31 protein-coding genes are annotated in these 24,366 nt (G+C 62.2%); 19 read left to right on the top strand and 12 right to left on the bottom strand.

The annotated features are described in order from the left end of the window. Positions 1-62: 62 nt before the first annotated feature. Entirely contained in the window at positions 63-581 is a 519-nt protein-coding gene (locus HAH_RS13125; protein WP_014041360.1) for a DUF7529 family protein, read from the top strand. Positions 582-614: 33 nt separating this feature from the next. On the opposite strand, the gene HAH_RS13120 is transcribed toward HAH_RS13125, so the two are convergent. Both HAH_RS13120 and HAH_RS13115 read right to left on the bottom strand, forming a co-directional pair. Further along, a complete protein-coding gene (locus tag HAH_RS13120; RefSeq protein WP_014041359.1) occupies positions 615-1,040 on the bottom strand; it encodes a hypothetical protein in 426 nt (141 codons plus the stop codon). 11 nt (positions 1,041-1,051) lie between these two features. Beyond that, complete coding sequence (locus HAH_RS13115) at positions 1,052-1,783, bottom strand: DUF5806 family protein (RefSeq protein ID WP_011224094.1); 732 nt, start codon at positions 1,781-1,783, stop codon at positions 1,052-1,054. A gap of 115 nt (positions 1,784-1,898) precedes the next feature. On the opposite strand from HAH_RS13115, the gene HAH_RS13110 reads away from it, so the two are divergent. Together HAH_RS13110 and HAH_RS13105 are read left to right on the top strand one after the other, a co-directional pair. After that, positions 1,899-2,270, top strand: coding sequence for a universal stress protein (locus HAH_RS13110; RefSeq protein WP_014041358.1), 372 nt, complete (start codon positions 1,899-1,901; stop codon positions 2,268-2,270). After that, positions 2,267-2,788, top strand: coding sequence for a GNAT family N-acetyltransferase (locus HAH_RS13105; protein ID WP_008307801.1), 522 nt, complete (start codon positions 2,267-2,269; stop codon positions 2,786-2,788). The genes HAH_RS13110 and HAH_RS13105 overlap by 4 nt, the downstream gene beginning before the upstream one ends. Here the strand turns inward: HAH_RS13105 and HAH_RS13100 are convergent. Beyond that, entirely contained in the window at positions 2,785-3,225 is a 441-nt protein-coding gene (locus tag HAH_RS13100; protein ID WP_008307802.1) for a universal stress protein, read from the bottom strand. The genes HAH_RS13105 and HAH_RS13100 overlap by 4 nt on opposite strands. 124 nt (positions 3,226-3,349) lie before the next feature. Here HAH_RS13100 and HAH_RS13095 point away from each other — a divergent pair, with 124 nt between their 5' ends. The 3 genes from HAH_RS13095 to HAH_RS13085 all read left to right on the top strand — a co-directional run bounded on the left by HAH_RS13095 (position 3,350) and on the right by HAH_RS13085 (position 5,466). After that, on the top strand, positions 3,350-3,814 hold the full coding sequence (locus tag HAH_RS13095) for a universal stress protein (protein WP_014041357.1): 465 nt from the start codon (positions 3,350-3,352) through the stop codon (positions 3,812-3,814). 43 nt (positions 3,815-3,857) lie between these two features. Beyond that, a complete protein-coding gene (locus HAH_RS13090) occupies positions 3,858-4,949 on the top strand; it encodes a DHH family phosphoesterase (protein ID WP_014041356.1) in 1,092 nt (363 codons plus the stop codon). 79 nt (positions 4,950-5,028) lie between these two features. Next, entirely contained in the window at positions 5,029-5,466 is a 438-nt protein-coding gene (locus HAH_RS13085; RefSeq protein WP_014041355.1) for a hypothetical protein, read from the top strand. A 9-nt stretch (positions 5,467-5,475) separates the two neighbouring features. Here the strand turns inward: HAH_RS13085 and HAH_RS13080 are convergent, their stop codons facing one another. Continuing rightward, on the bottom strand, positions 5,476-5,907 hold the full coding sequence (locus HAH_RS13080) for a DUF5807 family protein (RefSeq protein ID WP_014041354.1): 432 nt from the start codon (positions 5,905-5,907) through the stop codon (positions 5,476-5,478). A 117-nt stretch (positions 5,908-6,024) separates the two neighbouring features. On the opposite strand from HAH_RS13080, the gene HAH_RS13075 reads away from it, so the two are divergent. Next, positions 6,025-6,447: a dCTP deaminase/dUTPase family protein gene (locus HAH_RS13075; RefSeq protein WP_014041353.1), complete on the top strand. Its 423-nt coding sequence runs from the start codon at positions 6,025-6,027 to the stop codon at positions 6,445-6,447. A gap of 101 nt (positions 6,448-6,548) precedes the next feature. Here the strand turns inward: HAH_RS13075 and HAH_RS13070 are convergent, their stop codons facing one another. The 8 genes from HAH_RS13070 to HAH_RS13035 all read right to left on the bottom strand — a co-directional run bounded on the left by HAH_RS13070 (position 6,549) and on the right by HAH_RS13035 (position 14,484). Continuing rightward, on the bottom strand, positions 6,549-7,427 hold the full coding sequence (locus HAH_RS13070; RefSeq protein WP_014041352.1) for a CheF family chemotaxis protein: 879 nt from the start codon (positions 7,425-7,427) through the stop codon (positions 6,549-6,551). A 100-nt stretch (positions 7,428-7,527) separates the two neighbouring features. Next, the gene (locus tag HAH_RS13065) at positions 7,528-7,956 is read right to left on the bottom strand and encodes a DUF7112 family protein (RefSeq protein ID WP_014041351.1); all 429 of its coding nucleotides are present in this window, start codon (positions 7,954-7,956) and stop codon (positions 7,528-7,530) included. Between the two features lie 4 nt (positions 7,957-7,960). After that, positions 7,961-8,350, bottom strand: coding sequence for a 30S ribosomal protein S6e (locus HAH_RS13060; protein WP_014041350.1), 390 nt, complete (start codon positions 8,348-8,350; stop codon positions 7,961-7,963). A gap of 74 nt (positions 8,351-8,424) precedes the next feature. Next, the gene (locus HAH_RS13055) at positions 8,425-9,288 is read right to left on the bottom strand and encodes a CheF family chemotaxis protein (protein WP_014041349.1); all 864 of its coding nucleotides are present in this window, start codon (positions 9,286-9,288) and stop codon (positions 8,425-8,427) included. Between the two features lie 59 nt (positions 9,289-9,347). Next, positions 9,348-10,580, bottom strand: a complete 1,233-nt coding sequence (locus tag HAH_RS13050; protein ID WP_014041348.1) for a HEAT repeat domain-containing protein — start codon at positions 10,578-10,580, stop codon at positions 9,348-9,350. Positions 10,581-10,586: 6 nt separating this feature from the next. Continuing rightward, positions 10,587-11,396 carry a CheR family methyltransferase gene (locus tag HAH_RS13045; RefSeq protein WP_014041347.1) on the bottom strand — a complete coding sequence of 270 codons (810 nt, stop codon included), beginning with the start codon at positions 11,394-11,396 and terminating at the stop codon, positions 10,587-10,589. Beyond that, entirely contained in the window at positions 11,393-13,372 is a 1,980-nt protein-coding gene (gene cheA / locus HAH_RS13040) for a chemotaxis protein CheA (RefSeq protein WP_014041346.1), read from the bottom strand. The genes HAH_RS13045 and cheA overlap by 4 nt, the downstream gene beginning before the upstream one ends. 2 nt (positions 13,373-13,374) lie before the next feature. Next, a complete protein-coding gene (locus HAH_RS13035) occupies positions 13,375-14,484 on the bottom strand; it encodes a protein-glutamate methylesterase/protein-glutamine glutaminase (RefSeq protein WP_023843419.1) in 1,110 nt (369 codons plus the stop codon). Positions 14,485-14,654: 170 nt separating this feature from the next. Between HAH_RS13035 and HAH_RS13030 the strand changes: the two genes are divergently transcribed. The 12 genes from HAH_RS13030 to HAH_RS12975 all read left to right on the top strand — a co-directional run bounded on the left by HAH_RS13030 (position 14,655) and on the right by HAH_RS12975 (position 24,161). Beyond that, positions 14,655-15,089, top strand: coding sequence for a chemotaxis protein CheW (locus tag HAH_RS13030; RefSeq protein WP_008307828.1), 435 nt, complete (start codon positions 14,655-14,657; stop codon positions 15,087-15,089). A gap of 88 nt (positions 15,090-15,177) precedes the next feature. Next, complete coding sequence (locus HAH_RS13025) at positions 15,178-15,903, top strand: RAD55 family ATPase (protein ID WP_008307829.1); 726 nt, start codon at positions 15,178-15,180, stop codon at positions 15,901-15,903. Positions 15,904-16,058: 155 nt separating this feature from the next. Next, on the top strand, positions 16,059-16,394 hold the full coding sequence (locus HAH_RS13020) for an ArsR/SmtB family transcription factor (protein WP_004515272.1): 336 nt from the start codon (positions 16,059-16,061) through the stop codon (positions 16,392-16,394). 83 nt (positions 16,395-16,477) lie between these two features. Next, positions 16,478-16,753: a DUF7521 family protein gene (locus HAH_RS13015; protein ID WP_008307830.1), complete on the top strand. Its 276-nt coding sequence runs from the start codon at positions 16,478-16,480 to the stop codon at positions 16,751-16,753. A gap of 340 nt (positions 16,754-17,093) precedes the next feature. Further along, entirely contained in the window at positions 17,094-17,717 is a 624-nt protein-coding gene (locus HAH_RS13010) for an archaellin/type IV pilin N-terminal domain-containing protein (RefSeq protein ID WP_014041344.1), read from the top strand. A 331-nt stretch (positions 17,718-18,048) separates the two neighbouring features. Then, positions 18,049-18,675, top strand: coding sequence for an archaellin/type IV pilin N-terminal domain-containing protein (locus tag HAH_RS13005; protein ID WP_014041343.1), 627 nt, complete (start codon positions 18,049-18,051; stop codon positions 18,673-18,675). Between the two features lie 90 nt (positions 18,676-18,765). Then, positions 18,766-19,341, top strand: a complete 576-nt coding sequence (locus tag HAH_RS13000; RefSeq protein WP_014041342.1) for a DUF7500 family protein — start codon at positions 18,766-18,768, stop codon at positions 19,339-19,341. A gap of 128 nt (positions 19,342-19,469) precedes the next feature. Next, positions 19,470-19,952 (top strand): hypothetical protein, encoded by a 483-nt coding sequence (locus tag HAH_RS12995; RefSeq protein ID WP_014041341.1) that lies wholly within the window; start codon positions 19,470-19,472, stop codon positions 19,950-19,952. Continuing rightward, positions 19,949-21,976, top strand: coding sequence for a hypothetical protein (locus HAH_RS12990; protein ID WP_014041340.1), 2,028 nt, complete (start codon positions 19,949-19,951; stop codon positions 21,974-21,976). The genes HAH_RS12995 and HAH_RS12990 overlap by 4 nt, the downstream gene beginning before the upstream one ends. An 86-nt stretch (positions 21,977-22,062) precedes the next feature. Beyond that, positions 22,063-22,422, top strand: a complete 360-nt coding sequence (gene cheY / locus HAH_RS12985; RefSeq protein ID WP_004515265.1) for a chemotaxis protein CheY — start codon at positions 22,063-22,065, stop codon at positions 22,420-22,422. Next, complete coding sequence (locus HAH_RS12980) at positions 22,423-23,640, top strand: chemotaxis protein CheC (protein ID WP_014041338.1); 1,218 nt, start codon at positions 22,423-22,425, stop codon at positions 23,638-23,640. Continuing rightward, a complete protein-coding gene (locus tag HAH_RS12975) occupies positions 23,640-24,161 on the top strand; it encodes a chemotaxis protein CheD (protein WP_014041337.1) in 522 nt (173 codons plus the stop codon). The genes HAH_RS12980 and HAH_RS12975 overlap by 1 nt, the downstream gene beginning before the upstream one ends. Positions 24,162-24,366: the final 205 nt, after the last annotated feature.

The raw sequence follows: 24,366 nt of genomic DNA, 5'->3' as shown, positions 1-24,366 counted from the left end.
AGTAAAACTGTTGTGCCACTGGCCCACCAACAATTTATCCCGGCCGCCGCCACACTCGACGTATGAACGACCCTGTCGACCCCGAGTCTAACCCCTTCGACCGTGTCGTCGGTCACTGGGAGCAGGTCATCGAGGACATGGCGGCCACGGCGACACAGTACCGCGACGACGGGCGCGAGGCTATCGAACTCCACCCCGGAGACGTGGCGGTACTGACCGGCGAGCCGCGAACGATGGCTGAACAGACTGGCGAATACGAGCCGGAGACCCGGCGGCTCGGCTTCGATGTTGTGGTTCCCGGCGACGAGTTCCGGCGGGTCGCCGACGCGCTCGAAGACCGCACCGTCGAGCGCAGCGAGGTGTTCCGGGCGACCGACGACGGGATGGTGTTCCTGCTCGTCGCGCTGGAATGTGGCGACGACCTCGCCGTGCTCGTGCCGCTGTACTACGACAAGACCGACCGGGCGGACCTCTCGCAGGTCGCCGCCGACCACGGACTCTACTCACACATCCGACCGCTCACCGACGACGAGGTGGTCACCGTCTCCCACGAGGACCCCGAACCGTTCTTCCCCGAGTGAAACCTGGTTCCGGACGGGTCACAGACCGCTTAGCTACGAGGTCTCTCGGACTCGGGTCAGCCGGTACGCCGGCACGTCGAAGACGAGACCGTAGAGTGCCCGGTTGGCGATGACACCGACACCGAAGCCCGAGAGAACGGCCGCGAGTACGAGCGTCACCGACGCCTCGGAAAGCGTCACGAGGCCGGCGACAGCCCCGGACAGCACGATGAACGCCGCCAGTGCGGCGACCTCCGGGTAGACGCCCGGGACCGCGTCGTGTTCGACGACAGCCACCGTGATCCCCGTCAGGAGTCCGAACCCGACAACCACCGCCAGTACGTCGACCAGTGCTGTCCCCGCCTCCGCGTAGCCAAGCACCGCCCCGCCGATGCCAATGGCGAGGTCGGTCCGCAGCACTTTCTGTGTCGCTTCGTGGACCGACATCGATGGCTGTGTATCGGGGTCGATACCGTCCATTTCAGCCGTGTCTACTCGTCGACTTGGAATTCATTCCCACACTCTGGACAACACACCTCGTCGTGTCGCAGCGCCGCGGACTGCTCGCGGACCTCCCGCATCACCGAGGAAATCCGGTCTTCGGCCTCCATCTCGTCCTCGACGGCGAGGTCGACACCCTCGACTTCGAGGAGGAACTTCGCGACCTCGGTGGCCTCGTACATCACGTCGTCGAGGTCCTCAGCGGTGAAGAAGTCACACATCGCGCCGTAGAGGAACGTCGCGCCGGCCTTCCGGACTTTGTCCTCGAAGGCAGCGCGGGCCTGATTGACCGCCTGTGGCGTGTACGTGTCCGTCATGAACGGGACGAGTTCTGGGAGGTTCTCCCCGATTTTCGTCATCTCGACGCCAGTTTCGGTCCGGAAGTCAGCACAGAGGCGGGCGATGGCCCACTCGCGGGCGGTGATGTACGTCCGGTCCCGGAGGAAATCGTTCGCGCGGTCGTAGGTCCCGCCCTCGATTTTCTTGAAGCGGTCGTACTTTTGTACGTCGGACGGGACGTCACTGGCTTCAGAAACCGCTGTCCCGCTGGTTGGCTCGGCCGGTGCTGTCCCCTCGGTGGCCGAGTCGGCGGGGCCGCTTTCCGTGGTCTCGCCGTCGTCGGCCCCGTCATCCGCGGCCGCCGGGTCGTCCGGCTGGTGGCCGGCCGAACCGTCGTCTGCCGCCTCGACATCCGTCTCGTCCGGCGGTGCGCCCTCAGTCATAGCCGAGCATGCGTGCCCGCGGTGAAAAAGGGTATCGCCGCCGCCCCGCTGTCATGGTCTTTCCCCGACAGTTCAGCCGGGTGGCTTTTTTACCGCTCCCATGCATGGCCCGACTATGAAAATACTGCTCGGTGTCGGGGGCAGCGAACTGTCCTACCAGGCACTGACCGAGACACTCGAACGCGTATCGGAAACAGGCGACGAGCTGACCGTCGCTGTCTTCGAAAACGGCGACATCGACGCCGACCTCGAAACGGTCCAGCAGCGGATACAGGAGTATATCGACGAAAGCGGGCTCGAGCCGCCGATCCGCCACGTCGAAGGCACCTCGCCGGGCAGCGAGCTGGTGAACATCGCCGAGAGCGAGGAGTTCGATAGGATCGTCCTCGGCGGTGGCGGCCGCTCGCCGCTCGGGAAGATACAGCTCGGCCCCATCGTCGAGTTCGTCCTGCTGAACGCACAGACGCCAGTGACTCTCATCCGATGACTCGAACGTACCCAGACGAACCCGCCGAAGAGTTCCCACAGCCGCCACGGACGATCACCGACCGCAAGGACCGTCCCATCGACGTCATTCCCGCCGACGACGCCGATACGGAGAGCCTCGTCGAGATGTATCTCGACTTCGACCCTGCCGACCGTGCGCAGGGCATCCCACCGGTCAAAGAGGAAGCGATCCGTGAGTGGCTCGAAACGATCCTCGACGGCGACTGTGTCAACGTCGTCGCCAAACACGACGACACTGTCGCCGGCCACGCGACGCTGGTCCCGGACAACGAGGACGAGCACGAACTCGCTATCTTCGTGCTACAGGCCTACCAGGGCGCTGGTATCGGGACGGCGCTGGTCGAGACGCTGCTGGGTCACGGTCAGGCCGAGGGCATCGACCACGTCTGGCTCACCGTCGAGCGGTGGAACGACCCGGCGATATCGCTGTACGAGAAGGTCGGCTTCGAGATCAGTAGCGCCGAGAGCTTCGAGATAGAGATGGCGATCCGTCTCTAAACGGTGAGCACTGGCTGGCTGGCGTACTCGATGACGTAGATCGCCGCGCGCCCGACGGCCTCTTCGCCCTCGCTTCTCTCCTCGCGCGGGACGACGATGAAATCCGCGTCGACGTCCTCCGCCACATCGAGGACGACGCTGCCCGGTGTCTGCATCAGTCGTGTCTCGGAGAACGCGGTCGCGGACGACGTTTCGAACGTGCCGTCGTGGACGTCGCGGAACCGTTCCCGGATGCTCTCGGTGAACGCTCGATGCTCCTCGGCGATCGCGGTTGCGCTCACGTCGCCGCTGTCGATATCCTGGTGGAGCCGTTCGTCGATGACGAACAGCAGGTGGAGATCGGCGTCGTACCGCTCCGCGACGGCGATCGCGTACTCGGCCGCTCGTTCCGACTGGTCGCTGCCGTCGACCGGCGCGAGTACGAGGTCGATGTCCATCACTCGCCAGTGCGGCCCCGGCCGGCAAAAATCCACCGAGGTTCGTGCCGACCCCGTGGCGTCATCCGGAGCGTCCCTCGCCGTGACCAACAGTGTATTTAGTCGCGGCTTCGATGCGTGGTGTATGTTCGATACGGTGGTCATCGCCACGGACGGCTCCGGCAGCGCAGAGCGGGCCGTCGAAGCGGCGCTGGACCTGGCAGCGCGCTTCGACGCAACTGTCCACGGGCTGTACGTCGTCGACACCGGCGAGGTTGAGACGACTCCCGAAGAGGTTCGCGAGGCGCTGGAGCGCGCGCTGGCGACCACTGGCGGCCGCGCCCTCTCGTTCATTCTGGAGGCCGCCGACGCCGAGGCAGACGAGGAGCTCGTCACTGCCGTCCGGGAGGGTGACCCGGCCGACGAAATCTGCAAGTACGCGGCGGAACACGACGCCGATGTCATCGTCAGCGGGACTCGGGGCCGCCACGGCGAACATGGATTCCTGCTGGGAAGCGTCGCCGAGGAACTCATCCGGGAGGCCCCCATGCCGGTGCTGACGGTCCGCCAGCTCGAAGGCGAGCCAAACCCCGAGCGCGAGGACGTGTAACGGAACCCGACGGCTTCTTGACGCCCCGCCCGCTTGCTGGGGCATGGACGATTGGCTCATCGACGACGACCGTCTCTCTATCGGCCGCAAATCCGTACTCCCCGGCGAGGGGTTCTTTATCCCGGATTCCTACGAGGAAGAGCAAGCCGAAGCGGAAGCCGCCGAGACGCTGGACGACGCCGGTGTCATTGTTATCGCCGACCCGGACGCAGACGGACTGGCCTGTACCGCACTGATCCGCGAGGCCCACGGAGAAGGCGCACTGCTGCCTGCCGGCCCACACGAACTCACCGAAGCGCTCGAATGGACCGCCGAGTACGCCGACCCCGACGCGACCGTCTTCATCTGTGACCTCTGTCCCGACCGCGAATCCGACATCGCGCCCCTCGATTCGCTGATCGAGCGCGTCGAACGCGTCGTCTGGTTCGACCACCACCAGTGGCCCGACGACCTCGCCGCCGACGTGGACGCGGCCGGCGTCGAGCGCACCGTCGGAGATAGTGAGGAAGTGTGTACCGCTGACGTGGCGCTGTCGGAACTCGACTACGACTTCGACGAGCAGTGGGCCGACCTCGCCGCCGTCACCCGCGACCACGACCTCTGGATCCGCGACGACCCCCGAAGCGACGACCTCGCGGACCTCTCGTACTGGAGCGAACCCGAGGAGTACATCGAGGCGGTTCGCGACCACGGCCCCGACCTCTCGCCGGAGTTCCACGAGTTCCTCGACGAGAAGCGCGTCGAGAAGGAGGCGCTCATCGAGAAGGCCGTCGAGCGGGCCGAACTCCGCGAGGTCGGCGAGTGGACGGTCGGCGTCACCTACGGCCGCTGCTCACAGAACGAGGTCGCCGAGGCGCTCCGCGAGCAGGGCGCTGACGCCGCCGTCATCGTCAAGCCCGCCGGCTCCGCCTCGATTCGTGGGACGGATAACTTCGAGCGCGCCCACGAGGTCGCCCAGCAGGTCAACGGCGGCGGCCACCCGAAGGCGGCGGGCTGCAAGCCCGACATCTACGACGACATGATGGACTACGCCCACCACTGGACGACGCAAGGGGCCGTGGCGAAACAGGCTATCGTGGACGCCTTCCGACGGCTGCCTGAGGAAGAAGCGGAAGGCGTCGATACCGACCGATAGGCGGGCCCGTGAACGAACTGAACGGTATTTCGCCCCCTGACACAACGTTGATTTATCTCTCCGTCGTCACTGCCGGGTGATGTCCGAGACCCTCCACACGCGAATCGCGCGCGAAACAGCTGTGCGACGGCGACTCGGAAGCGCCGTTGCCGTCGGCGTGACGCTGTACGTCCTCGACGGCTCGGTACGGTACGCCGCGGTCGCGGCGGCGCTCGCCTTCTGTGTCTGGCTCGTCGCCGACGCCGCCCAGGCCACTGTCGGCGACTACGCCGACCACATGGTGTTCGGGCTCCTCGTGTTCGGCTTCGTGGCGTACACGGTCGCGGCCGCCGGCCTAACGTGGGTCGTCGTCCCCGGGGCGCTTCTCGGCTGCTGGTTCATGATTGACGGCATCCAGCACCTCCGGCACGGCGTCACCCGCAATGAGGTCGGGGTGTCGTACTCACACGATGGCGGCCCCGTGACGGGCCTGCCGAAGGCACTGCTTGTCAGACTTGCCGAACCGTTCCTGCTGTAGGCCCGGGGACTACTCCCCGACGACCCACTTGTCGCTGTACCGTTCTCCACAGGCACAGACTGCGTAGGCGTGGACCACGTCTCCCTCGGCGTAGAGCCCGCCTACGTCCTCGTTCTGTTCCTCGGCGAAGGCGAAGACGAATCGGGTCGTGTGGTCGCTCTCCGGCTCCTCCTCGGCGATCGGACAGACCGCGTCGGTCAGGTCGTCGTCGATGTCGCCCTCCGTACCCATCGCCTGCTGAGCCAGTCCCATCGGGTCGATGCCCGTCGCCGACTGGAACGCGCTGCGGCCGTCGTCGCCCGGCAGGACGAGGACGTGGCCGTCCTCGACTTCGTCGGCGTACTCGGCCAGCGCGCCGGGGTTCGAGACGGCGTCCTCGTGCAGGAAGAAGAGCACGTCTTCAGGCCGCTCGCCCGCCAGAAACTCCGTGTGTTTGGTCATGCAGGGGGAGAGTCACTCGCCGGGCAAAAGTGCCGCGTTCCGCTCGGGAACGAGACGCGCTGTGTCGCCGCCCCTTCCAGCCTCACTTTTAGGCTCATTCGTCTGGTATCGTCGTCCATGACCGACTTCGGCGAGTACGTCACGGATATCGTCCACGAACCGACCCAGACCGACAGCCCGGGGTTCGACCTCACCGTCGGCGAAGTGTACGAGGTCGTCGAGCCGGGGCGGATCGACTTCGGCGGCGGCGAACTCGACGCGGCCGGCGTCACACCCCATTCGAGCGAGAAGCGGAATCCGGACGACGACTACGAGTGGTGGACGCTGCGGGCCGGCCAGTATCTCGTCGAGTACAACGAATCGCTGACCGGCGCGGCGACGGTGACGCTCCAGCCGCGGACGGAACTGCTCGAACGCGGCGCGACGCACTCGACACTGCACGTCGACGCGCTCCCGCGCGTGCCGCTATCGGTCGGCGGCGCGGGGCTACAGCTCAAAGAGAATGCCAGAGTCAGTACGATTGTCGCGGCCGAGGAGTAAACGGGTAGACAATCCGCCTCATACGGATTGTTGTAGCGATTTACCGGTATGTGTCGACCCCGTGATCGGCACTATCCGGAAATAATCCACAACAATCCGTATCAGGCGTTGACGTCTTCGAGGTGGCGGCTGGCGACGACCTTGCCCGTCGGCGTGAGCGTCGGCCCGTCGGACGCGTCCTGAACGAGGCCGTCCTCGGCGAGGTCCTGGAGAATCATCGACACCTGTGAGGAGTCCTTGCCGAGAATGCTCGCCAGCGGCATCCCGTCCATGTCGCCGGTCGAGTACATGGCGACCAGCACCTCCTTCTTGTCCTTGGTGAGCTCGACGTTTTTGAGCTCCTCCATGAGCTCGGCGTACTCGCGGCGGAGATAGCGCCCGAGGATCGACATCTTTCGACTCGAAGCCATCGCGGCCAGCGTCGTCATGGCTGTCCCGTCTTTCATGTGCCGGACTGTCAGCACCGGCCGGCCCGTGCCGTTGATCTCCCGCGTGTTCCGGTCGAAGTCTGACACCGTTTTGAGATCGACGTTGAACGATCCGTCCTTGCGTCGGAACTCGACGTTACCGGGTGTGAGAAAGAGCTTCGCAGTCTTGAACGACTCGTCGGTGACGCGGCCACCGACGCGGGCGCGCTCTTTGACCGTCGTTTCGGTGCCGTTGATGACGGCCTTGAACAGCACCGTCCCGAACTTCTCGATCTTCTCGTCGCCAGCCTCGATGGCTGCGACGAGCCGCTTCCCCCTGTGTTCGAAGGCGATCGTCACCGTCGAGTCGAAGAAATCGCCCAGGTCGGGCGGGACCTGCCCGATGGCAATGTCGAAAATCGAGTCCAGCGGGATCGTCAGCTTGTCGTCCTCGCTTGCGGCCAGTACCAGCCGCTTTTGCGAGAGGACGATCCGACCCCTGATAGGGTCGCCCCGACCGGCCACTTCGGAGTTGAATTTGCCGACGAAATCCGCGATCACTGATTCCGACATTCGTCCGTTACCCGATGTACAGCAGCACTGATATTGAGCGTTTCGCGCGAGTATCAGCAGCAAAAATCGGCTTCATTCGGGAGAACGGGGGCTAACGGCGTCAGTTGTCGAGGTTTCGAGCAATATCTGACAGCGAGGCGTCCGGCCCGCCGGTCGCCGTATAGACGACGCGCTTGCCCGGCGTTCGGAGGCCGTACTCGGTTCCGTCGGTTACCACGTCGAGATGTGCTGACCCGCCGAGCGAGACTTCGCCGTCGGCGACCCACTCCGCGAGGCGGTTCGTCCCGTCCCGTTCGCGGGCCAGTCGGCGGTTGTCGGCGACGTGTGAGAGCACCGGCTCGCCGTCGAGATTCGTCTCGACGACGGCGTGGTACCGGTCGCCGTCCAGCGCGAGGCGGACGGTGTCGCCGTCGTCGAAATCGAGTTCGTCCGGGAGCACGACCCGGGGTCGGTCGGTTCGGCCGACCGACTCGACGGGAACGCGATGCGTCTCGACGGTTTCGTGGTCACTGGGAACGCGGTCCGGCACTGACTTACTCGTCGTCGTCGCCGAGGAGTTCGGCCACGTCGTCGCTGCCGCGGGCCGTGATCTTCGCGTTGATCTGGCGCGTGTCGTCGCTGACCTCGCGGCCGCGGACGGTGATGCGCTTGCGCTCGCCGTCGGTGGTCGGTTTGAAGCCGACGCCGCCGTCGGACATGATTTCTTTCGTCATGACGCCGCGAACGTCGGGTCGCATCGGTCGGCCCGAGGTGTCCGACCCGCCGGTCAGTTCGAGCGTGTAGCCATCGAGGCCGACAGCGCCGCCGTCGACCTCGTCGCCGAGCTCGCGGCCGATGAAGCGGTTTGCGTCCTGTCCGTCGACGTCGATCTGGTAGGTGTGGCCGTCCTCCGGATCGGAGACGGCGACCGTGAATTCTGCCATACCTGTTCTCAATCAACCGCGCTTCAAAAACGCGTCGAACCGTCCGTCCCGGTCGCACCGTCTCAGCGTCACGGTTACTGGTCAGCCATCGCATCGCTCGCGATTGAGCGGCCGCGGGCCTCAAGCTGGACCTCCCGGCGTGTCCGGACCGGTTCGAGGATATCGGCTTCCATCAACCGGTCGTACACGGCTTCGACTTCCTCTATTTCCATATCGACGAAGTCCGGAATCTTGAACGGCGAGATGCCGGAGTACAGCGCCATCAGCACCTGCGTCTCCTTATCCGAGAGGTCCACGTCGTCGGCGATGTTGCGCTGCTCACCTTGCCGGACGAGTCCCTCGATGAGCGAGACGTGACGTGGCGTCCCCGAAATGTGAGTCTCGACGCTGGTCCCTTCGATGGTGTGTTCGACCTCCAGCAACGGTCGCTCGTCGCCCCGAATCGTCTTCTCCTTGGCCTCGACGGTCCCCACGTCGTCGATGTCAAGTTCGACGAACGTACCGCTGGCGATGGCCAGATTGATGCAGTCGCCGTCGAGTTTGAGTCGCCCCTTCTCCCAGCCGCCGTCCTGAACAACGCCACCCTTGACTGCGGGGTGGTTGACGAGGACGACGGTCTGGTCGAGCAGCGTGCTGTAGAGGTTCTCCTGAAATTCCTCGGCCTTTTTCGCCGAGATGAGCGTCACGTTCCGGCCGGCCTGCACCTTGATGTAGCTGTCAACTTGCGCGAGGGGCTGGTTCATCTGGCTGGCCGTGACGCTGCTGACCTTCGACAGCGGGATGGTCCGCTTGCCGTCGTTGGTTGCGAGGACGAGACGCTTGTTCGAGAGGAGTATCCGACCGGGTAGCCACTCGATGTCGTTTCGCTTGCGCCCGTCCGAGACGACCTGGACGAACTTCCCCTTCGTATCGACCAGTGCGTGTTCTCCGTCGCTCATCGGTTAGCCAGCTATCGCTCTGGTGTACGCCCCGCCGCGTCTTAATCCACTCGGCTGACTCATCCGCGGCCACCGAGCTTCGAGATAGCCGAGAACGCCTTCTTCCTGACCACGTCGTGTTCGGTTTCGTCAATGAGCTTATCCAGCGTCTTCCGGGACCGCTCGCCGCCGACTTTCCCGAGGGTGAAGATGGCCTGGCCACGAACGTTGGGGTCGACGCCGTCGTCCTGGACAATTTTGAGTAGTCGCCGCTCGACCATGTTGTCGTCGTCGCCGAGTTCGGCGAGGCTGGTCGCGGCGAACTGTCGGAGCATCTGGTCGTCGTCGCTGAGCGCGTCGACCAGCGATTCGATGACGCGGTCCCGCTCCTCCTGACTGGTGACTCGGCCGAGCATCCAGGCGGTGTTGCGCCGCTGGGCCGACTGCGTGCTCTCTTCGAGAATTTCGACCAGCGGCACGACGACGCTCCGGTCGTCCGTGTTCGAGAGCTTCTCGACGACGGTGTCGCGGATCTCGTGGCTCTGGTCGGTCGGGACGTTCGACAGGAGTTCGATGAGCGAGTAGACTGCCGTCCGCCGAACGGCAGCCGACTCGTCTGAGAGGGCTTCGATGAGATAGTCCACCGGCCGGTCGTTGCCGAAGTTCCCGAACGCGCCGACGGCGATGCGCCGGACCCGTTCGTCGTCGTCCTCGTACAGCGGCAACAGCGCCTGGAGCGCCTGCCGGTTCCCGATGTTCCCCAGCGCGTCCGCTGCCTCGCGCCTGACGGCAGCTTTGGGGTCCGACAGGACGTTTTCGAGCGGGTTCGTCGCCCGCGAGTCGCCGATCTTCCCGGCTGACCGGGCCGCTCGCGCCCGCACTCGTGGGTCCGGGTCCTCGAAGCGCTCTGCGAGCTTCGGGACCGCGTCGGCCTGGTCTAAGTTTCCGAGGCCGTTCGCGGCCGCCATCCTGAGTTCGGGCACATCGGCGTCAAGCACCTGCATGTACGCCTTCGCCTTCACCCAGTCTGCGGCGTCGTCTTCGAGGTCGACGCCGGCCATTCCCCCGATGAGTTGCGTGATGGCGTCGTCGCCGAGTTCGTCCAGCGAGTCGATAGCCGCGCCGGTGATCGCGTCGCTGTCGCTCTGGGCCGCGTCCACGAGCGCGTTGACCACGTCGCGCCGGTCGTCGTGGTCGTCGAAGTTCCCCAGTAGCTCCGCGGCGCGGGTCTTGACCCGCTCGTTGTCGCTTTCCCTGAGGAGGCGGATGAGTTCCTGTGCCTTGCCGTCCCGTTCCAGTTCGTAGAGGCTCATTGGTCGCTACACACGCCGGTAGATGCGGTGTCGTTTGTCGACCGCTTCGAAGGAGTCCCGACACTCCGCGGGCAGCGTCTCGGTCATGCCGATCATGAGATATCCGCCCTCGCGGAGCGACCCGCGGATCGTCTCGAAGATGGGGACCTTGAACTCCGAGTCGATGTAGATGAGGAGGTTCCGGCAGAACACCAGATCGAAATCGCGCTTGGGGTCGCCCCGGATGAGGTCGTGTTGCTCGAACGTGACCATCTCTTTGACCCGGTCCCGGACCTCAAACGTGTTGCCGTCCTGCTCGATGTACTTCGTGTAATCGTCCAGCGGCTCCAGCTCGTCTGCGATGTCGGTCGTCTGGGAGGTCGCGTAGGTACCCATTCGGGCTTCTTCGAGGATGTCGGCGTTGATGTCCGTCGCCGTGATCTCGACCCGCCGGGCGTCGATCTCGGGGTCGTCGAGTGCCAGCATCGCCGCCGAATACGGCTCGCGGCCGTCGGCACTCGGGGCCGACCAGAGCCTGACGCGACGGTTGTTCTCCGTGAGGTCCCGGAGGACCGGCCGCAATCGCTCCCAGGCGTCCGGGTTCCGGAAGAAACTGGTGACGTTGATCGACAGCGAATCGAGCAGTTCCTCGCGCTCGCCGTCGTCGCGCTCTAGCAGTCGCTGGTAGGACTGGTAGTCCTCGGTGTCGGTCCGGCGCATCCGCGCGGTGATGCGGCGGTCGAGATACGAGTCGTTGTAAAAGCCCGACTCGAAGTCCATCTCCTCGCCGATGAACTCCACGAGGTCGTTGAAGGTGCGCTCGCTACCTTTGTTCATAGCGTCACCACGTCGAGGATGTGGACGATGTTCCCGTCGCCGAGAACGGCCGTGCCCGAGAGGCCGGGTGTTCCCGAGAGGATACCCTCCAGGGGCTTGACGACGACCTCCTCCTGGCTGTTGACCGAGTCACAGTGGAGCGCGACCTGGCGTTCGGACTCGCGGATGCGGACGAGCATCCCGTCGCCGTTTGCCGTCTCGCCCTCGATGTCGAAGGTGTCGTCGAGGTGGATGACCGGGTAGATCTCGTCGTTGTGCTTGATGACTTCCTGGCCGTTGACCTGCTTCGCCTCCTCTGTTCCGGTAATCTCGTCGACGTTCTTGATCGGGACGCCGTACTCCTCGCCGCCGACCTTGACGAACAGCACTTTGACGATAGCCATCGTCACCGGCAGGCGCAGCGAGACCGTCGTTCCCTCGCCCGGTTCGGAGTCGACGCTGACCGACCCGTCGAGCTGGGAGACCGTGTCGTGGACGACGTCCATGCCGACGCCGCGCCCGCTGGTGTCAGTCACTTCGTCGGCCGTCGAGAAGCCGGGGTGGAACACGAGGTCGTACACCGCGGAGTCGTCCATCGCGTCCAGTTCCTCGGGCGAGCGGACGCCCTTTTCGACGGCCTTCTCCCTGATTCCACTCACGTCGAGCCCGGCCCCGTCGTCTTCGACTTCGATGATGACGTGGTCGCGCTCGCGGGAGGCCCGGAGCGTGATGTGGCCCGTCGGGTCCTTGCCTGCCTGTTCTCGCTCCTCGGGCGACTCGATGCCGTGGTCGACGGCGTTCCGGAGGATGTGCATCAGCGGGTCCGAGATCTCGGTGAGGATGGTCCGGTCGAGTTCGATGTCCTCGCCCTCGATATTGAACTCGATGTCCTTGTCGAGTTCGCGCGCGAGGTCGCGGACGAGCCGCGGGAACTTCCCGACGACCTTCTTCAGCGGGATGAGCCGCATATCCATCACCGTGTTCTGGAGGTTCGCCGTGATCTTGTCCAGTTCGTTCAGCGTCTCGCCAGTGGAGTCGAGGTCGTCTTTCTCGACACCACGCCGGAGCTTGATTCGGCTCGTGACCAGTTGCTCGACGAGCCCGTGGAGGTCGTCGAGCTGGTCCACGTCGACGCGCACGGACTTGATCTCGTCGACGCTGTGTTCCTCTTCGGCACCCGGGTCGGGGTCCGAACCGGAATCAGCGTCCGTGCCGCTATCGTCGACAGCCTCTGCGTCGCTTACCAGTTCGTCGGTCACGTCGGTCACGTCGAAGCTGTCGACCTTCCCAGTCGTTCCCAGTTCGGCGTCGACGGTCGCCGCGTCGGGGCCGTCGAGATACAGGACGAACGTGTCCTCGAACTCGCCGTCCTCGATATCGGCACGGCTCGGACTCGAATCGAGAATGTCGAACCGCCCCTCGATGGACTCGACGGCAAGCATCGAGTCGACGCCGAGCATGTCAGACTCCCCGACGCTGATTTCGGCCTGCAGGACTCGCTCGTTGACAGCGTCGGCGTCGATGTCGGCATCGCTGACGCTGGCATCCGCGGAGAGCGACTCATCGCTGTCCGAGGAGCCACCGTTGTCTGCCGTTTCGGTGTCGCCCGCGGCGGCGGCCCCCTCTTCGAGAACGGCTCGGAGTTCCTCGACCATCTCGTCGGTCTCCGTCCCCGATTCGCCGTGCTCTTCGATCTCCCCGACGATGACCTCAATCTTGTCGACGCCGGCGAAGACGAGGTCCATCAGGTCCGGCGTGACCTCCATCTTGCCCTGGCGCATCTCGTCGAGCAAGTCCTCCATCGCGTGCGCGAGGTTCGCTGCGTTGTCGAAGCCCATCGCTCCGAAGTTACCCTTCAGCGTGTGGGCTGTCCGGAAGATCGAATCCATCGCCTCCGTGTTGGAGGGGTCGGATTCGAGTTCGAGCAGCGAGTTGTTGAGTTCGGTAATCGCTTCTTCACTTTCACGGATGAATGCGTCTAAATACTGGTCGTCCATTGTCAGGTCACCTCAGTGGTAATCGTGTCGATAATGCCGTCCGCAATGTCGTCGATAGGCAAGACAGTGTCCACACAGCCCGTCTCGGCGGCGCGCTTTGGCATGCCGTACACCGCGGACGTGGCCTCGTCCTGTGCGATGGTCTTGCCACCGGCTTGCTTGATCCGCCGAATCCCGTCTGCGCCGTCTTCGCCCATCCCAGTGAGGATGAGTCCGACGAGCGGGTCGTCGATTGTCTCCGCGGCCGTTCGCATCGTCACGTCGACGGCCGGCCGGACGCTGTTGACCGGTTCGTCCTGTGTCAGCTTCGTCCGCAGTCGGCCGTTCCGGTAGTTCTTGACCTCCATGTGCCGGTCGCCGGCAGCGACGAGTCCCTCGCCGCCGCCGATGCGCGCCCCGTCTGTGGCCTCCCGGACCTCGTAATCGCTTCGCGTGTTGATCCGCTCGGCGAACCGGCCGGTGAACCCCTCCGGCATGTGCTGGATGATGAGCACCCGGAGGTCAGCCTCGATGGGGAGGTTTTCCATTACCTGTTCCACCATCTTCGGGCCGCCGGTCGAAGAGCCGATGACGAGCGTCGGGTTCGCAACGTAGGTCGTCTGACTCGACGAGCCTCCGGTTGCCCTCCGGTCAGTGGCTGAACCGCCGGCTGTTGGTGAGCTCGCGCCGCTGTCGCTGCTTGTCCCGCCGTGGCTGTGTGTCGCGCCGACATCGACCGCCGCGACGGAGCTGACCATCTCGACCAGCTGGTCTTTCAGGCGTGACATCTCCATCGATACCTCGCCACCGGGCTTGGTGAAGAAGTCGACCGCACCCTTATCGAGCGCCTCGAACGTCACATCGGCGTTCTCGTCGGTGTGTGCCGACAGCATCAACACCGGTGTCGGAGACTCCGACATGATGCGCTCCGTCGCCTCGATGCCGTTCATTACCGGCATCTCGACGTCCATCGTCACGACGTCCGGTTTGTGTTCGATAACGGCCGACACCGCCTCCTCGCCATCACGCGCCTGCGCGACGACATCGATACCGCCATCGCTGAGGATATCAGAGATGACACTCCGCATGAAGTGAGAGTCGTCTGCGACCACGGCGCGGACACCATCTGCCATATCACCAACGCTCCCGTCGGACAGGAGACATCGGCGAACGAGACATCCTCATACCTACTTCCAAATCCCGTCCGGCCCCGAAATAAATACTCCGCCCACGTAATCAAAGTTGATAGCCCAGCAGGCACCTTTATGCGCCCCTGTCCGCGACAGTTTGGATAAGAACTGCAATGGCAGCACAGTCAGCCACCACCGGCCAAGTACTCGAGTTCCAGCTCGGCTCGGAAACGTACTGCGTGAGTATCGACTACGTGACTGAGATCGTCGATATCGGCGAACTCACGTCCGTCCCGAACGCCCCGCCGCACGTCCGTGGCGTCATGGACCTGCGCGGGCGCACGACATCAATCGTCGACCCCAAGGTCGTTTTCGGTATCGAGGACGAGGGCGAAGAGAAGCGCATCATCGTCTTCGACCCGGAGATCGTCGAGGAACAGGGTGCGGCCGGCTGGCTCGTCGACGAGGTGTATCAGGTAGTCCAGATCACGCCGGAGCAGGTCGACCGGTCCCCCGCGAACGACGCCGGCTCAATCCGGGGCGTGATCAAGCGAGATGACAGTTTTGTTATCTGGGTGGACCCCGCCATCGTCCACGCTGGTGACTGATTCCGGTTTGTTTAGCGACACACCAGCAAGACTTTTTAACATTCCCGACAGAGAAGTATCCAATCAACTTTCAGTTCCTTCCGAAACTATGATTGAGCAAACCAAAACGGGGATCGAGGGCCTCGACGACATTCTGAACGGTGGCATTGTGAAGAACTCGACGACACTGGTGAGCGGCAACCCCGGGGCCGGGAAATCGATCCTCTGTCTCCAGTACATCTACAACGGCGTCGAAAAATACGACGAGAAGGGCATCTACCTCTCTTTCGAGGAGGACGAGTCAGACCTCCGGGAGGCCGCCGAATCTCTCGGCTTCGACAACTGGCAGGACCACGTCGAAAACGGCGACATCAAGGTGTACGACAAGCAGGTGCTCCTGCGCGAGAACGACTTCACCTCCTCGCTGGATATTCTGCTGGAGGAACTCGAAGACGGTGACTACGACCGACTGGTGCTTGACTCGCTTGCCATGTTCGAACTGTTCTTCGAAAACGAGAAGGAGAAGCGGACGTATCTCCTGAAGTTCACCGATATCCTCAGCGACAGCGGTCTCACGACGCTGATGACCAACGAACAGGGGGCCGTCTTCCCGGACACCGAGATCGGACTGGAGAACTATCTGACCGACGGCAACATCTACCTTATCCAGACGCCGACTGATACCGGTGTGAACAGATACGTCTGGGTCGCCAAGATGCGAAAGCAGAACATCGAGACGGACATCTATCCGATGGAGATCGACCGCGGCGGTATCGATGTCCACCAGAACGCCAGCGCCTTCTCGATGATGAGCGAGGAAGAATCACCAATTTAGCGATACAATAAAGCCATTATTACTCGGTAGAACGACGGATACAGCGGCACAGGCCGCTGTTTTCGTACGAGCGTCCTGTAGTGCGTGTTTGTCTCCTTTCAGTCGATATCACAGGCGATAGCTTTATTATCGACTGAATTTATGATTTGATAACGATGGATTCAGGGGAGATTCTTCAGACGCTTGGCAATAAATACAGTGCCGAAATCCTCGACGCGACGGACGAACCGGTCTCCGCACAGGAACTCAGCGACGAACTCGGAATCCCCATCGCGACGTGTTACCGACGCATCGACGAACTGACCGAACACGACCTCCTGGAACTACACGACAACATCCTCTCTGACGACCGCCGACGTATCAAGGTGTATCGGCGGAACGTGGACGAGGTCCGGGTCGATTTCGACGACGAACTGACTGTCCACATCGAAGAGCGGTCGGAAGTGACCAACAAACTCGACGAGGCGTGGCGGACCCTATCTGAGCGGTAGAACGCCTCTTCTCGGCGTTATCACGAAAGATATTTTCGAGCGTGGATTTAATAACGGGTTCGCTGTAGCCCTGTACAGTGCTGATGATAGAACTTCTCTATGCCATATCGACGCTGGTGTTCGTCGTGGCCGGACTGACAATGGTCGGGATGGCCATGCGGGCGTACGTCCAGACATCCCGGCAGGCGATGCTTCACCTCTCGGTGGGATTTTCGCTTGCAATCGCGGGCGCGGCCGCGACGATGATTAGCGCGTTCATCAACGACTTCGAGGGCGTACGGTCGTTGTTGCTAGTCAACAGTGGGTTGACGACGTTCGGCTATCTGTTCGTGATGTACAGTCTCGTCACGTACGAGTGAGTGTGTTTCTCGACTGCATCAGTTGACCACCCTGCCCGTGAGCGGATTTCTCTGTGCTTGGTCTCTTTCTCGACTACGGCTTCAATGCCTCTCTTTTATGTACCACGCACCAGATAACCAGCCATTTCCATCGCTGATATCAACCTACAGAAGCAATTAAATCTGATTCTTAGAGACGACATAGCTTATTGGTCTTCCTCAGCCCAGACAATAGACGTTCTTCTGGTAAAATGGCTCCTCAGAGCCTCAGAGATCTATTATCAAGTAGTATAATTTGGGGGGAGGTATTATTACTGACGAAAAGAACGGTTGTGTAGGGTCAGACAGACCCGGATCAACAATGCTAACGGAACTAACGAACGACGACGACCGCGGGCAGGTCGGTATCGGCACCCTGATCGTGTTCATCGCGATGGTGCTGGTGGCGGCAATCGCTGCGGGCGTCCTGATCAACACGGCTGGCTTCCTCCAGAGTAGCGCCGAGGAAACCGGCCAACAGAGCAGTGACCAAGTGACGAACCGACTGCAGCTCGTCAACGCTGTTGGTGAAGAAATCGATTCTACAAGCAGTACAATCAGCACGGTCAAGCTGACGGTGAAGAAGGCACCCGGTGCTGGGAATATTGATCTCGGCAGTACAATCGCCCAGTGGGTTGACTCCAGTGGATCGTACGACCTCACGTACGAAGGCAACTATGATGCTGACCCGAATGGCAACGAATTCTCTGTTTCCGAGATCCAGGACGATGACGGATCTATCTCGGGAAGTCAGGTTCTCAACGATCCATCTGACCGCGCGACGATCATCTTCAGCGCCGAATCGATTCGTGGAAGTGGAGTTGGAGACGGCCTCGGTGAGGGTGAGACGGCGACGGTTCGTCTGAACACCCAGTCCGGTGGCACGACGACCGCTCGGTTGGTCGTCCCGGAGACTCTGTCTGGTAACTCCGCAGTCAGCCTCTAAGGCGCCATATCTTTCAACTTCGATTGCTGATATATTCGTAGCTTATTTCTGCCTTCTGCGTGCTTTCCACCGGTTAGCTTGTGGCACACTACTGGCTCCGACACGTAACGGTCATTTAGGATTCCTCACACGGCCAGACGTTTTTGTTGACTACTGCTCTCAGAGATAGAATTCAGCGCTCCGTCTATTCTCGGACAAATATCTGTTTCGGCCGCTGAGACTGTTGCTTGCGACGATCAGTGGCTTGGTTATCAAGACGTATAATTTGAGAGGAGGTATTATTACCCACGAAAAGAGTCAACAGATAGGGTCAGACAGACCCGGATCAACAATGCTAACGGAACTAACGAACGACGACGACCGCGGGCAGGTCGGTATCGGCACCCTGATCGTGTTCATCGCGATGGTGCTGGTGGCGGCAATCGCTGCGGGCGTCCTGATCAACACGGCCGGCTTCCTCCAGAGCAGCGCCGAGGAAACCGGACAACAGAGCAGTGACCAAGTGACGAACCGACTGCAGCTCGTCAACGCCGTCGGTGAAGACATCGATTCTTCAAGCAGCACGATCGACACGGTCAAGCTGACGGTGAAGAAGGCACCCGGTGCGGGCAACATCGATATCGGTAGTACGATCGCCCAGTGGGTCGACTCTACTGGCTCGTACGACCTCACCTCGTCTGGCTACAGTGACACTCCGGACCCTGACGGGTCTTCCTTCGCTGTCACTGATGTGCAGGACGACGACGACTCGATTTCGGGGAGCCAGGTCCTGAACGACCCGTCTGACCGCGCGACGATCGTCTTCAGCGCCGAGCTGATCCGCGGAAGCGGCACCGGTGATGGCCTCGGTGAGGGTGAGACGGCGACGGTTCGCCTGAACACTCAGTCCGGTGGCACGACGACCGCTCGGCTGGTCGTCCCGGAGACTCTGTCTGGTAACTCCGCAGTCAGCCTCTAAATTCGGTTATCCTTTCGGTTCGACGTAGTTCTCTTTTCGTCCACCCTGACCAGCGACGGAGTTATACGATAGCCTCACACACTAGTACCTATGGCTCGGCGGTCAGACGAACCGAATCCAGAGGAGGGCAAGGTACTCTCGCCCGAAGAGCTCGATATCGCCGACGACGAGCACGTCACTGAAATCGACGAGGGCCGCTACGTCGTTTCGTCGGACGTCCGCACTGACGACTCCTACGGGAACCACGTCTCATCGGATTCGGCGTCTGAATCCCCGCCGTCTCCTGCACCGGACCCGGAGCCGTCGACTCCCGAGTTCTCCGATGCGAACGTCCACGAGTGGCTTGCCGAACAGATGGCCGACTCGAACGCCAGATACGGCTTCGACGTGACCGCGAAGTTCGACGGCGACGTCGACCAGCAGCAACTCGCTTCCAACGACATTGTCACTGTTTTCGAGAGCTTCATGCTCTGGTACGGTCGCCAGATGGACGGGTCGACACCGGTCGAAGAAGTGCTGGGTATTCTGCTGTCGGAATCGAACGTGCCGGTCCGCTATCCGCCGGCGGTCATCAAACAGCTCGTCCGGTCGACGCAACTGACGCCGGACGATTCTATCGCTGATCTCTTGGAAGCCGTTGAGGCCGCCGACGGTGCTGAACTCTGAGACGGCCGCTGTAGGTCATTTCCACAACGACCACCTGCAATCGAGCAGCTATCGCGATGAACAGGGGCAGCAACCTGCCCAACCGACGAGGGATTTAAATCCGGGCACGGCAGTGTGTACGGTAGATAATGGTTCCGCGCCATCCGCCGACGGTCGTTGCCCTGTTGGTTCTGGTGACGCTCGTCGTGACGGGACCGCTCGTCGGCGTCGACGCTGTCAGGACACAGCCGACGACTATCGGTGACGGAACGGCGGCTATCAGCTCCGTTCAATTGCCTACATCGGAGATACAGATCACGAACGGCCGGTTCGGGACAAGCGTTGCGTATCTCCGAGTGCCCGATGCCAGCGTGTCCGTCGACTCCGTGACGGGGCGTCCGAGACTGCTGTATCAGGTCGCAGTCCCTGCGCTCGACATCTCCCTCGAAGACGAACAGGTCCTTTCGGACGGTCAGTCCGGGACGTACCGGCTCGCACCCGGTGACAGAGCGGTCATGCCGTCGTCACTGGAGCGGGACGTGTACAGGGGAACCGTCCTGCTTCGGGTCCAGAGCTTCGAAACCGCTGAGACAATCGTTGCTGAAAACGTGACAGTGCAGGTGGCGCAATGATTCGAGACATCGAACGGCTCACTGGCCGCTGTCGCCAGATCGGAACGGCAATCTTCGGTGACCGCTACGGCTATGTCCTCTGGCTCGGCCTGCTCGTGACGTTCGGGCTCTACTGGCGCGTTGGCATTTTCGTCACCGACACGTACACCACTGCCAACGCCCTCGTCGCTGTCTCGAACGGGCACCTCCACATCGTAGAGACGCCGTACTCCCTGACACTCGGCGCGCAACCGGGTCTGCACGAGGCCGGCGGCAGGCTTTACGGACGCAACTACGGCCAGATACTTCTGGCTGTCCCGCTGGTCTGGGCGTTGCAAGCGCTGTCCGTGCTCATTACACCCCGGCTACTGCTCCTTGGACTCTGGTCGGGCACTGCGCTCGTCTTCGTGGCTCACGTCAGCGTGCTCGGACAGCGCCACACCAGTATCACCAAGCGCACAACTCTGTGGGTCGGTAGCGGTCTGGTTGCGGTCCTGTTTCTGATCGGTGCGCTGACAGCGACAGCCCTCCCGGACACTTCGCTCCCAATAGCCGCGTTCCAGATATCGACGATGCTCGCAGCAGCGACGACCAGCGTCGTCCTCTACCGCCTCGTCGGAATCTGGCACGACCGCTCAGTCGCCCTGGCGGCTGGTGTCGCAATCGGTATCGCCTCGTCTGTCGGGTTCTGGGCTTCGCTTCCGAAACGGCACGTTCTAGTAGGGCTATTGATACTGACGACGGTGTATCTGTTCGCTCGGAGCCGAGTTGCGTATGCGGACGCCGAATTTCGGCTCGGGCTGGGTTTTCGTGCCGGCGCGTACATCGCCGCTGGTCTGGTAACCTGGACCCACGCCTTCGAGGGCTTTTTCCTCGTGGTGACGCTGGCTCTCGTAGACCTTGCCACTGCAAGGCGAAACTCGCTTCTCCATCTGGCCGTTGTCGCCCTCGCGCTCTTCCTCGGCTCGCTCCCGATGCTCGTGACGAACTTCCTTATCTCTGGTAACCCGGTCAAACCGCCGCGGTTGCTCTCCGCCGTCGGGGGTGCGAACGTCGAATTCACACCTGAGACCGGCGGCGATGCCGGAACCGGTGGCGGTAGCGGCACTGGCGGCACTGAGGGTGCCGGAACGGACGGTGGGACTGGCGGGGGTTCCGACGGGAGTGATGGCGGGTCTAGTGGTGGCAGTGATTCCACAGGGGCGGACAGTGATACCGGAACGCCGATCATACCACCGATTCTCGGCCTGTTCGACCGGATCATGGGACCTGCGGCCCCCGCGATGGTGTTCGTTTCGGATGCGGTCAGCCGTGGTCTCGACGTCCTGGCTACGCCCGAGCGACTGTCACAGATTTTCCTGCGGAGCGGCTCCGCGCCACAGATCAACTACACCCCGAACTCCTACGAGGCGATCGAACTCACGATGGTCGAGGCCGTCCCGCTTTTCGGCGCGGTCGCGGCACTCCCCGTGGTTCTAGTCCGGTCAGCTGTTCAGCGGATGCGGCAGTGGAATGTCCGTCCGTCGTACTATTCCCCCCGAACCCAGACCGATATGCTCGTTGCGACCCTCGCAACTGTGTTCACGCTCGTCTATCTGAGCCGCCTGCCACTGCACACACAGCTCACTGTTCGATATCTGCTGCCGACGGTCCCGCTGATCATGTACGGCGTCGTTCGGATTCCGGCGGTCCACGAAACCGTCAGCGACGCGAAGCGGTGGCTCGCCGGCGGGTACGCTGCGAGTACAATTGGTGGTCTCCTCATCGGACTCGGCGTCGTTGCCGGACTTGATCTGGCGCTCGGGGAAGCGGTACAGTTCCACGCACTCCTCAATCTCGGTGGTGCTGGTGTCTGTGCTGGGACTGTACTGGGCCGCACACTCGTTCCCGACCGCGTCCCGTCCAGAGTAGTCGCACTGGGTCTGGCGCTCCCGGCGGGGCTGACGACAGCGTACCTCCTCCTCTCGGGGCTCGTGTACTTCCAGTATGGCCCCTTCGCGCTCGATTTCATTCGCGTTCTCACACCGCATCTCCCCGCGGTGTAACTGGGTTTCGGGACCCACCGATATCACACGCGATAATTTACGGGACACCTTTATCTAACTCATCACGATATGTAGGCTTGATAGGCATGCCAGACGTACTGATCGCCGACGATTCAGAGTTTATGCGTAACCTCCTCCGCGAGATTCTCGAAGAAGACCACGAGATTGTTGGGGAGGTCGAGAACGGTGTCGAAGCTGTCGAAGTGTTCAAAGAAGAAGGGCCAGACCTGGTGATGATGGACATCGTGATGCCCATCCGGGATGGCATCGAGGCCACGGACGAGATCAAATCTTCCAATCCCGATGCGAACGTCATCATGTGTACAAGTGTCGGCCAGGAAGAGAAAATGAAGGAGGCAGTGAAAGCGGGGGCTGACGGATACATCACCAAGCCGTTCCAGAAACCCAGTGTGATGGAGGCCATCGAGGACGTCGTCCCCTCATAGATGAACGTCGATATTCAGTCGCTCGGTACGTTCAACCAACTCGCTCACGAGGGGGCCGAACAGGCCACGCAGTCGATGGGCCAGATGACGGGCATCGATGCCGTCGTCGACGTAACCAAGATAACGCTGCTCGACAGAGCAGATGTCGGCGAGGAACTGGCCGGCCGCGACTTCGTCGGCGTCCAGTTCTCTTTCGATGGCGTTCTGGAGGGCGATACCGTTCTTGCCTTCGACGTAGACAGCGCCGGCACGATCACCGAGGAGATGATGCCCGGTAGCAGCGACGACGAGGCGATGGCCAGGAGTGGCATCGAGGAGATCGGCAACATCATGATGAGCGGTTTCATCGACGGTTGGGCCGACTACGTCGGTGCGACCATCGATCACTCGCCGCCGGAGTACATCGAGGAGTCCGGCGGTGACGTGCTTCCCGATGCACCCGAGAACGGCGACCACCAGCAGGTGTTCGTGTTCAAATCGGAGATCGAATGGATCGACGAGTCGGTGAACTTCTACATCTACATGCTCCCTGAGTACGAAGCGCTCACGGAGATGATGATGGACCACGTCGACACGGACGGCGACGCCATCCCCATCGACAAGCTCCAGACGTTCAACGAGATGACGACTAGCGGCACCCAGAAAGCCGCTGACAACGTCGAGATGATGACCGGCATCCCGACCGAGTCGGAGGTGACTCAGATCAGTTTCGCCCCCATCGAGGACGTGCCAAAGCAGATCGGCACGGACACGTTCGTCGGGACGGTCGTCGAGTTCACCGGGACGCCCAGTGGCTACCTCATGGTGCTGTTCGACGAGGTCTCCGCGATCAACGTCGCAGAGGCGATGATGCCCATCGAGATGGACAGCGACGAGCTAACCGACCAGCACAAGGCCGCCATCGAGGAACTGGGGAACATCATGACGAGCGGGTTCGTCGACGGCTGGGCGAACGTCCTCCAGACGTCAGTCGAGCACACGCCGCCGCGGGTCGTGCACGACATGGGGCGGGCGATTATGGACCCGCTGGCGGCGCAGGTCGGACAGTATCAGGAGCACGCGTTCATCATCGACTCCCAGATGCGGACCGACGACATCGAATTCCAGGCTGAGATTCACGCCCTGCCCAACGAGAAAGAGTTACGCGCCGCCCTCGACGACCTCGATGTCGAGCGGGCGACCGAGACGGGCGCGGACGTCGAACAGATATTCAAATAATGAAAGTATACGATGGTAGCCAAACAGAGAGTCCCGAACAAAGTACGCCCGAGCGTATCAAAGTCGGCATCGCGGAGTACAAGGTGACCACAGAGCCGGCTGTGCTGACCACGAGCGGGCTGGGCTCCTGTATCGGTATCGCGGTATACGACACCCGTAACACGGTGGCCGGGCTCGTTCACGTCATGCTTCCGTCGGCGGCTGATATCGACGGCGGCAACCATGCGAAGTTCGCGGACACGGGCATCGAAGTGCTCATCGAGGCCATGGCGGATGCCGGGGCGTCGACGGAGGCGATGGAGGCCAAAATCGCCGGCGGGAGCGATATGCTCGACTTCTCCGAGAACGGCTCCTCTATCGGTTCGCGAAACGCCAAGAAGGTGCGCGAGACGCTGGATGCACACGGCGTTCCCGTTGTCGGCGAAGACCTGGGCGGAGACCACGGCCGGTCCGTCAAACTAGAAGCGGACACCGGCAATTTCATCGTCAAAAGCGCGAACACGGATTCGATAACGCTGTGACGTCTGCGAGCAGGACTCGTGCGCGACTCCGGACGTCAGACGGGTGACTGCCGTTCGTCTGCCGGGGGCGCACTGACACACTCTGTTCCCCCGATCTTCCGTCCGAAATTAATCTGAAATGTAATAGGCTAGTACTTGAATAGTTAATTTACTGTATCTGAGCCGGGAAAATGGGATATTATTATCAAATATGATACGCTAAGGG

The organism is Haloarcula hispanica ATCC 33960, from assembly GCF_000223905.1.
In the GTDB taxonomy this organism is placed as follows: domain Archaea; phylum Halobacteriota; class Halobacteria; order Halobacteriales; family Haloarculaceae; genus Haloarcula; species Haloarcula hispanica.
This window is presented reverse-complemented; position numbering and strand designations above follow the sequence as displayed.